The organism is Pseudooceanicola algae (genome assembly GCF_003590145.2).
Classification (GTDB): domain Bacteria; phylum Pseudomonadota; class Alphaproteobacteria; order Rhodobacterales; family Rhodobacteraceae; genus Pseudooceanicola; species Pseudooceanicola algae.
In genome coordinates this window covers 208,233-217,500 of record NZ_CP060436.1, presented here as the reverse complement: position 1 = coordinate 217,500, position 9,268 = coordinate 208,233, and the positions used below count along the sequence as shown (strand labels likewise).

7 protein-coding genes are annotated in these 9,268 nt (G+C 66.8%); all 7 read left to right on the top strand.

The window, feature by feature from the left end; all coding sequences use genetic code 11:
• Positions 1-895 precede the first annotated feature (895 nt).
• Positions 896-2,470, top strand: coding sequence for an arylsulfatase (locus tag PSAL_RS01005; protein ID WP_196941887.1), 1,575 nt, complete (start codon positions 896-898; stop codon positions 2,468-2,470).
• A gap of 171 nt (positions 2,471-2,641) precedes the next feature.
• Complete coding sequence (locus PSAL_RS01000; protein WP_456239194.1) at positions 2,642-3,676, top strand: AAA family ATPase; 1,035 nt, start codon at positions 2,642-2,644, stop codon at positions 3,674-3,676.
• Between the two features lie 11 nt (positions 3,677-3,687).
• On the top strand, positions 3,688-4,665 hold the full coding sequence (locus PSAL_RS00995; RefSeq protein ID WP_119838669.1) for a DUF58 domain-containing protein: 978 nt from the start codon (positions 3,688-3,690) through the stop codon (positions 4,663-4,665).
• A complete protein-coding gene (locus PSAL_RS00990) occupies positions 4,662-5,225 on the top strand; it encodes a DUF4381 domain-containing protein (RefSeq protein WP_119838668.1) in 564 nt (187 codons plus the stop codon). Before PSAL_RS00995 ends, PSAL_RS00990 begins: the two co-directional genes overlap by 4 nt.
• A complete protein-coding gene (locus PSAL_RS00985; RefSeq protein WP_119838667.1) occupies positions 5,222-6,256 on the top strand; it encodes a VWA domain-containing protein in 1,035 nt (344 codons plus the stop codon). The genes PSAL_RS00990 and PSAL_RS00985 overlap by 4 nt, the downstream gene beginning before the upstream one ends.
• Positions 6,256-7,833: a VWA domain-containing protein gene (locus PSAL_RS00980; RefSeq protein ID WP_231388573.1), complete on the top strand. Its 1,578-nt coding sequence runs from the start codon at positions 6,256-6,258 to the stop codon at positions 7,831-7,833. Before PSAL_RS00985 ends, PSAL_RS00980 begins: the two co-directional genes overlap by 1 nt.
• Complete coding sequence (locus tag PSAL_RS00975) at positions 7,830-9,170, top strand: BatD family protein (RefSeq protein ID WP_119838665.1); 1,341 nt, start codon at positions 7,830-7,832, stop codon at positions 9,168-9,170. The genes PSAL_RS00980 and PSAL_RS00975 overlap by 4 nt, the downstream gene beginning before the upstream one ends.
• The last annotated feature ends 98 nt before the right edge of the window (positions 9,171-9,268 follow it).

The window sequence follows — 9,268 nt, the reverse complement described above, 5'->3', positions numbered from 1 at the left end:
GCGCCCCGTAGCGCCTCAGCGCCGCCGGTGAAGGGGGTTCTAGTGCCAGTGAACCAAACCCGCAAGCAGAAAAATCAGGAAAACGTCACAATTTCCGCATAAAGACAAAAACCTCAATAAAAACATACGCTTGAGGGAAAGAGTTTTCCTGAATCCCCCCGTGAATCGCGCCTGGCCCACCGAAAACCACGCGACTCGGCGGGTGGTTCGAGGCAAAGATTTCGGGATTCCATCCGGGGTCATATGCTTTCCCCTGGGGCATGTTTGCAGGGCGGATGACTCGCCGTGGGAAGCCCCCCGAATATGCCCCCTGCCCTGCTCGCCCCCCCAATCTTCGTGAAAGGGAAAGCAGATCTGGACCGGAACGTTCCAAGCCTAGCAGGCCGGTAGGCCCCGGTGGCATCCACAGCAGGAATGCGCCTCTTACTATATACCTATACAGCCACCCGATCCGGCTCACCTGAGGTACTCTCGACAGAGGCCACAGTTCAGGGCGCGTCGTCGCGCTTTTCCTGCAAAGCCGAAATGGCACCCGAAGCGGTCGTCCTTGACGAGACGGGCCCTGCACTGCTGCCTCAATGTGCAGGTTTGGCGCACAGACGGTCCGCAAGGAGGGCAATCCACAGACGCAAGGCAGGGTTGATCTCAAGTCCAAAAATGCCACCAAGACACATAAAAACCCTTGTAGGTTGCATCTCGTTGAGAGAGGTTGACAGGCAGTGGTTGTCGGCAGAAGCCGCCACTCTCGCCTTGGGCAAGCGACGCCATGTGAATGGCGCCCGCGACCGAGGTGCAATGTGACGGTGTATGGAACGGTGCGCCCGTCTTGCGACGCGGTTTGCCATGAGCTGCACCCGAGCAGCCGATTGAGACTATGGCAAGGTAGGAGATTACAATGAAACCGCATATAATGGTGTCGCTCGCAACATGCGGCACCCTGTTTTTGGCGTCCGGCGCCATGGCACAGGACGCGGAAGCCCCCGCGACCGACAAGCCAAACATCCTGGTGATCTGGGGCGACGACATCGGCCAGACCAACATTTCCGCTTACAGCTTCGGTCTGATGGGTTACGAAACTCCTAACATCAACCGGATTGCCGAAGAAGGCGTCATGTTCACCGACTATTATGCCGAGCAAAGCTGCACGGCCGGTCGGTCCACCTTCATCACCGGCCAGTCCACGCTGCGCACCGGCCTGTCGAAAGTCGGCCTGCCCGGCGCCGATGTCGGTCTGCAGGCGGATGATGTCACCATCGCCTCCGCTCTGAAGGACCTCGGCTATACCACCGGTCAGTTCGGCAAGAACCACCTCGGCGACAAGGATGAATTCCTGCCCACCAACCACGGGTTCGATGAATTCTTCGGTAACCTCTACCACCTCAACGCCGAGGAAGAGCCCGAAAACTTCAACTACCCGCAGGACCCCGAGTTCCGTGAGAACTTCGGCCCCCGCGGCGTGATCCATTCCTATGCCGACGGCGAGATCGAAGATACCGGCCCGCTGACCAAGAAGCGCATGGAAACGATCGACGACGAAACTTCGGCCGCCGCCATCGACTTCATGCAGCGCGCCGTCGATTCCGGCACGCCGTTCTTCACCTGGATGAACGCCACCCGCATGCACTTCCGCACCCACGTGCGCGACGAGCACCGCAGCGAACCCGGCCTGACGGCCCTGACCGAATATGCCGACGGCATGATCGAGCATGACAACGTCGTCGGTTCGATCCTCGACGCGGTCGAGGACATGGGCATCGCGGACAATACCATCGTGATGTATTCCACCGACAACGGTCCGCACCAGAACTCCTGGCCCGATGCCGGCACCACGCCGTTCCGTTCCGAGAAGAACACCAACTGGGAAGGCGCCTTCCGCGTGCCCGCCATGATCCGCTGGCCCGGTCACATCGAACCCGGTTCGGTTGCCAACGGCATGTTCTCCGGTCTCGACTGGTTCCCGACCCTGCTGGCCGCTGCTGGTGACACGGACATCAAGGACCGCCTGCTGGAAGGCACCACCATCGACGGTGCCGAATACAAGGTTCACCTGGATGGCTACAACCAGCTGCCCTACCTGACCGGCGAAGTCGAAGACACCGCCCGGAGCGAGTTCTTCTACTTCAACGATGACGGTGCCATCGTCGCCATGCGCTACGAAAACTGGAAGATCGTCTTCCAGGAACAGCGCGTCAACGGCACGCTGGAAATCTGGGCGGAACCCTTCATTCCGCTGCGCGTCCCCAAGCTGTTCGATCTGCGGTCCGACCCCTACGAACGGGCTGACGTGACGTCGAACACCTACTACGACTGGCTGATGGACCACGTCTTCCTGCTGACGCCGGCGCAGGTCGAAGTCGCCAAGTTCTTTGATACCTTCAAGGAATACGAGCCTTCGCAGAAAGCGGCGAGCTTCTCGGTCGACCAGATCCAGAGCCAGCTGGAACAGACCCTGAGCGGTATGGTTCAGTAAGGTCGTGACAATCTGAACCGCGGGGGTGGCAACATCCCCGCGGTTTTTTCAACCCCTGCCCCTTTTGCCTGCTGCCGCCGCCGCACGACCACTTTGGCGACCGCACGCAAAACGGGCCCGACAGACGGCCAGACCTGCCCCATCCTAATCGGATCACAGAAGGGGCCCTTGATGGGGGATGCCACCATGGACAGCACCGAGTTTTCCCAGCCCGCCGATGGCGATGCCCGCGGGCGGATCGAACAGCTTCGCGACCGCATGGGCGATGCGATCATCGGCCAGCGCGCGGTGATCGACCGGCTGCTGATCGGCCTGCTGGCCAATGGCAATCTGCTGGTCGAAGGCCTGCCGGGCCTTGCCAAGACCCGCGCCATCAAGGCCCTGGCCCGCAACATGGAATGCGACTTTTCGCGGATCCAGTTCACGCCTGACCTGCTGCCCTCGGACGTCACCGGAACCGAGGTCTATTTCCAGGGTGATACGGGCGGCGAATTCCGCTTCGAGGCCGGTCCGATCTTTGCCAATCTCGTGCTCGCCGATGAAATCAACCGCGCCCCGGCCAAGGTGCAGGCCGCCCTTCTGGAAGCGATGGAGGAACGCCAGGTCACCGTCGCCGGCACCACCCACAAGATGGAGCCGCTGTTCATGGTGATGGCGACCCAGAACCCCATCGAACAGGAAGGTACCTATCCCCTGCCCGAGGCGCAGATGGACCGGTTCCTGATGCATGTGAACATCACCTACCCGCCGGTCGAGGATGAGGTCGAGGTCATCCGCCTTGTCCGCGCCGAGGAGATCGCGGCACAGGCCGCGGCCGACGCACCCAGGGCCGCGCCCCCTGCCCCGATCCCGCAGGCGGCCGTCTTTGCCGCCCGCCGCGAGATCGCCGCGCTGCATGTCTCGCCAGAGATGGAACGCTACATGGCCGATCTGGTGAACGCGACCCGCGTGCCCGAACAGTTCGGCGATGACCTGAAACGCTGGATCGAGGTCGGCGCCAGCCCGCGCGCCTCGCTCGGGCTCGACAAATGCGCGCGCACCCATGCCTGGCTTGCGGCGCGCGATTACGTCGACCCCGAAGACATCCGCGCCGTGGCCCCCGACGTGCTGCGCCACCGGCTTGGCCTGACCTACGAGGCGCAGGGCGAAGGCGTGACGCCCGATGCCGTAGTGGCCGAAATCCTGCGCCAGGTCGCCCTGCCCTGAGGAGCCACCAGATGCGAGACCGCGCCGCACGGATCCGGACCGGAACGCTGCCGAAACCCCGGCAGGTGTCGGACGATCCACGCATCCACACCGACCTCGCTTATCTGCGCAGCCTCGAAGGGCCGGCGCGAGGGCTCAGCTTCCTGCCGCGGCAACCCGCGCAATCGGTGCTGAACGGGCGCCATGCCTCGCGCCTGCGCGGGCGCGGCCTGAACTTCGAGGAACTGCGCGACTACCTGCCCGGCGACGACATCCGCGCCATCGACTGGAAGGTCACGGCCCGCACCGGCACCCCCCATGTCCGCGTGATGACCGAGGAACGCGACCGCCCCGCCCTGATTGTCGTCGACCAGCGGATGAGCATGTTCTTCGGCACCGAGCGCAACATGAAATCCGCCACCGCCGCCGAAGCCGCCGCGATGACCGCCTTCCGCATCCTCGATCAGGGTGACCGGGTGGGCGGCATCGTCTTCGGCGACGCGCTGCTGGCCGAGATCCGTCCGCAACGCAGCCGGCCTGCGCTGAATCGCTTTCTGACTGCGCTGTCGGATGCCAATGGCCTGCTGCACGCCGAGGCCCCCAATGTCGCGCCCATCGGGCTGACCCGCGTGCTCCGCGCCGTGGCCCGTATTGCCCGGCGCAATCACCTGATCGTCGTGCTCAGCGATTTCGACGGCATCGACGCGGAGACCGAAGCGGTCGTTGCCGGGCTGGCGCGCCACAACGACCTGATCCTGGTGCCGGTCACCGACCCCAGCGCCGGGGATCTGCCGAGGGGCCTGCGCCTGATCGTGACGGACGGAGAGCTTCAGGCCGAAATCGACACCGACGCCCCCGAGGCCCGCCGCGGCCTGTCGCAGATGGCCGAAGGCCGCCTGGCCGAAGTACTGGACTGGCAACGCCGTTACGGCATGGCGCTGCTGCCGCTTTCTGCGGGGCAGGAAACCCTGCCGCAAATGCGCCGCCTGCTGGGGCTTGGCCCGCGATGAACGAAGAGATCCCTCAAACCGGCGGCGCGGCACCAGACAACCTGATCGACCTGATCAACCAGTTGATCCAGCCCCCGCCGCCGGATCCCGTGACCATGACACCCCAGACCTGGGGCTGGGTCGTGCTTGCCGGGCTTCTGGCGCTGGTGTTGTGCGGGGCACTTTGGCGCTGGCTGGCGCATCGCCGCGCCAATGCCTATCGCCGCGCCGCGCTCTTCCAATTGCAAAACGCCGCCACCACCGCCGAGGTCGCCGTTATCCTGCGCCGCGCAGCACTTGCTGCCTATCCCCGTGCGCAGGTCGCCGGGCTGACCGGCCCCGCCTGGACCGCCTTCCTGACCGACAGCGGCAAGGCAACCTTTCCCGAGGCCGAAGCGACCGAGTTGACCCGCGCGCCCTACCGCGATGAAACCGCCGCGCCCTCACCGGCCCTGATCGCCGCCGCAGGCCACTGGCTGCGTAGCCACCGCCCGCCTGCCGCCGACAAAAGGCGCCGCCTGGCGCGGATCCGTCCTTCCCTGCGTCGCGCGACCTCGGCGCGCTCAGGGGGCCGCGCATGATCTCGCTCGCCGCGCCCTGGCTGTTGGTGCTCCTGCCGCTACCCCTGCTGGTCTGGTGGCTGGCCCCACCGCATCGCAAACAGGAAGACGCGTTGCGCTTCCCATTCTTCCGCCGCATGGCCGAAGCTGCGGGGGCCGAGCCGCGCAGCGGGGCGGTCGTCCTGTCGCGCCCCATGATTGCGACCCTGACGGCGGGCCTGTGCTGGGTGCTGCTGGTGCTCGCGCTGGCGCGTCCCGAACGGGTCGGCGCGCCGATCACCATCGAGACCGCCGCCCGCGATATCGTTCTGGCAATCGACATCTCCGGTTCCATGGACGCCAGGGATTTCGCGACGCCCGACGGGCCTGCGATCCAGCGGCTCGACGGGGTGCGGGCGGTGCTGCGCGACTTCGTGGCCGGGCGCGACGGCGACCGCATGGCGCTGATCGTCTTCGGGACCGCCGCCTATCTTCAGACGCCGCTGACCGACGACCTTGATACGGTCACCGCCCTGCTTGACCGGACCGAGGTTGGCATGGCCGGGCCGCACACCGCGATTGGCGACGCCATCGGCCTGTCCATTCGCACATTCGAATCCAGCGACATCGACCAGCGCCTGCTGATCCTGCTCTCCGACGGCTCTGACACCGCCAGCCGCATGAGCCCGATCAACGCCGCCGAGATCGCTGCCGGCGCAGGGGTCGAGATCTTTACCATCGGCGTCGGCGACCCGGAAACCACGGGCGAAAATCGCGTCGATCTGGCCACCTTGCAAGACATCGCGGATCGCACCGGCGGCACGTATTTCTTTGCCGAGGATTCCGCTGCCCTGACGGCGGTCTACGACCGGATCGACGCTCTCGCCCCGCGCGAAACCGAAACCCTGTCCTTCCGGCCCCGCCAATCGCTGGCCTGGCTGCCGATGGCGCTCGCCGCGCTGATCGGCCTCGGGGCCATTCTCGCCCTGATGGGCCGCGGGCGCTATCGGCGACGCGCGACGACGCGGTCAAGCCCGGCCCGAGACGCCGGACCGGGCGCGGAGACTTCGTGATGGAAATCGCACTCTACCTGCAGGCGTTCCACTTCCTGCGCCCGCTCTGGCTGCTGGTGATCCCGCTGGCGTTGCTGCTGTGCTGGCAGGTGCGGCGCGGCGCGCGGGCCGGGCGCCGTCCGGGCGAAGGAATCGCACCACATCTGCGCGACGCGCTGATTGTCGGCCAGGGGCGGCGTCAGACGATCACCCCGATCGACACGGTGGCGGCGATCCTGATCCTATGCGCCCTCGGGGCTGCCGGGCCGACCTGGTCGCGCCAACCCGACCCCTTCGCGGCGCAATCCGCCCCGGCAGTCGTCGTCCTGGCCGTGACCGTCAGCATGGAAACCGACGACATCGCCCCCACCCGACTGGAGCGTGGCAAGCAGAAGATCCGCGATTTCCTCGATCTGCGGGCCGGCGCGCGCACCGCGCTGGTCGCCTATTCCGGCACCGCACACGTGGTCCTGCCGATGACCGAAGACGCCGAGATCATGGCGCCCTACCTCGAAGGCCTGTCGCCCGAGGTCATGCCCCGCGAAGGCGCGCTGGCCGCCGAGGCCCTGTCCCTGGCCGAGGCGCTTCTGGCAAGCGAAGACGCCCCAGGCGGCATCCTGTTCGTCACCGATTCCATCGACCCGGCGGATGTGGCCGCGCTGAACGCCAGCACCGCGCCGCTGGCCGTGCTGTCGATGCGCCCCGCGGGCAGCAACGATCGCGGGCTTGACGGGCTGACGGCGGCCGTGGTCGGCGTGACCCCGGATGCGACCGACATCCGACGGCTCGACAGCCTGCTGAACGCCGCCTACCGGCGTGCCCAGCTCGACGACGTGGACCAGCCCTGGGAAGACCGCGCCGCCTGGCTGGCCTGGCCTGCCGCGCTGATCCTGCTGCTGTGGTTCCGGCGCGGCTGGACGATGCGCTGGATCGCCCTGGCGGGCCTGGCCCTGCTGGTTCCGACGCAGGGCGCGCGGGCCGACGGGATCGCCGATTGGTTCCTGACCCCGGACCAACAGGGCCAGATCGCCTTTGACCACCACGATTACGACCGCGCCGCCGAACTGTTCGTCGATCCGCTCTGGCGCGGATATGCGCTGTTCCGCGATGGCCAGTACGAAGCCGCCGCCGAAGTGCTGGACCGGGTGGAAACCGCGCAGGCTGCCTCGATCCAGGGCATGGCGCATATCCGGTCGCGCAGTTACCGCGACGGCGTCCGCGCCTTTGAAACCGCGCAGCAGCGCGACCCCGACTATCCCGGCGTCGCCGACAACATCGCCACCGCCAAGGCCATCGTGGCCTATGTCGAATCCGCTCAGGCGCAATCGGACACGGGCGAGGAGAACGGCATCGGCGCGGATGAAGAGGTCTATGACAACGAATCCGGCATGGGCGAGGAAACCCAGCGGCCCTCCGGGGACGGCGAAGGCGCGGCGCTGCTGACCACGGATCAATGGATGAACATGGTCGACACCAGCACCGGGGATTTCCTGCGTCTGCGGTTCCTGACCGAGGCCGCCGCCCCGGAGGCCGCGCCCGCGACAGCCCCCGTGGATGCCGCGACTTCCGAAGCCCCCGCAGCGGAGGACAACGAATGACACCCGATCTGCGACCTGTCCTTCCCCGCCCCCGCGCACTTCTGCTGCTCAGCCTGCTGGCACTGCCCCTGTCCCTTGCCGCGCAGGAGGCGGCAGAAGGCAGCGCAACGCCGTCAGCCCCCGTCCTGCAAATCGACTTTCCGGAGACCGAGGCGATTCCCGGCCAGCCGCTCAGCCTGCGCCTGACGGTGCTGGTGCCGACCTACATGCCAAGGCCGCCGGTCTGGCCCAGCCTGGAAACCCCCAACCTGCTGGTCCGCCTGCCCGAAGGCGCCACCGGCCCGACCTCGCAGCGGATCGAAGGCGAGACCTGGTCCGGGGTAACGCGGCATTTCCGCCTGTCGCCCATGGTGCCGGGAGAGTTCTCGCTGCCCCCGCAAGAAGTCGTCGTGACCTGGCAGAACCCCGACAGCGGCACCACGGAAACAACCAGCCTGACCACCGACCCGATCGCTTTCACCGGTATGGTTCCCGAGGGAGCCGAGGGCCTTGATCCTTTCATCGCCGCTGCCGACCTGACCCTGGCTCAAGAGGTCGAAGGCACGCCGGGCGACATGTCCGCCGGGGACAGCACTATCCGCCGGGTGACCGCGACGGTGAAGGGCGTCTCGCCGATGTTCCTGCCCCAACTGATCTCGGTGCAGGACCTGCCCGGCCTCTCGGCCTATCCCGACACGCCCCGTCTTGAGGAAACCGATGACCGGGGCACCCTGAACGGCAGCCGCAGCGAAGCGGTGACCTACGTCGCCGAAGGGGGTGGCGGTGGCTCCCTGCCCGCGATTTCGCTGGATTGGTACGATATCGACGACAAGACGGTGAAGACCGCCTCGGTCGAAGCACTGGATCTGCATGTCTCCGGCCCCGCCGCCGCCCGGACCGAGCCGCGCAACTGGCGCCTGATCCTGCAACTTGCGGCGGGCGCGCTGGTGGTGATCGTGCTGCTTGTGCTTGTCCTGCGCCGACTTCTGCCCGACCTGCGGGCCCGCATCCAAGACCGACAGGCGCGCGCGCGCTGCTCTGCCGATCAGGCCTGGAAGGCGTTGCAGCGCATCACCAGGGACCGCGATCATGCCGCCCTGCGCCCGGCGCTGGACCTCTGGGCGGATCGGGTCATCGCCGAAGCCCCCCGGACGCCGGACCCCCGCGACCTTCCCGCGCTGCACCAGGGCCTGCTGGCGCTTGGCGCGGCCCGCTACAAAGCCGGTTCGGGCGAAACCGGATCCGACGATGCCGCCTGGACCGCGCTGCAACAGGCCCTGACAGCCGCCCGCAGCCAAGGGACAAGACGGCGCGCGCGCAGCCCGCTGCCCCCGCTCAATCCGCAGACCCCGGCCTGAAGGCGAGCCACCGAAGGACCCGTGCCCGGCACCCGATAGGCCCTTGTGCGCCGGGTCGGCTCTGTGACATTCTCGGCCCCGGCGGTGTCGCCACAGGC

Excerpts from the sequence above, each read along its gene's own strand:
- PSAL_RS01005 (WP_196941887.1), top strand. The coding sequence starts at position 896 with ATGAAACCGCATATAATGGTGTCGCTCGCAACATGCGGCACCCTGTTT.
- PSAL_RS00975 (WP_119838665.1), top strand. The coding sequence starts at position 7,830 with ATGACACCCGATCTGCGACCTGTCCTTCCCCGCCCCCGCGCACTTCTG.
- PSAL_RS00995 (WP_119838669.1), top strand. The coding sequence starts at position 3,688 with ATGCGAGACCGCGCCGCACGGATCCGGACCGGAACGCTGCCGAAACCC.
- PSAL_RS00985 (WP_119838667.1), top strand. The coding sequence starts at position 5,222 with ATGATCTCGCTCGCCGCGCCCTGGCTGTTGGTGCTCCTGCCGCTACCC.
- PSAL_RS00990 (WP_119838668.1), top strand. The coding sequence starts at position 4,662 with ATGAACGAAGAGATCCCTCAAACCGGCGGCGCGGCACCAGACAACCTG.
- PSAL_RS00980 (WP_231388573.1), top strand. The coding sequence starts at position 6,256 with ATGGAAATCGCACTCTACCTGCAGGCGTTCCACTTCCTGCGCCCGCTC.
- PSAL_RS01000 (WP_456239194.1), top strand. The coding sequence starts at position 2,642 with ATGGGGGATGCCACCATGGACAGCACCGAGTTTTCCCAGCCCGCCGAT.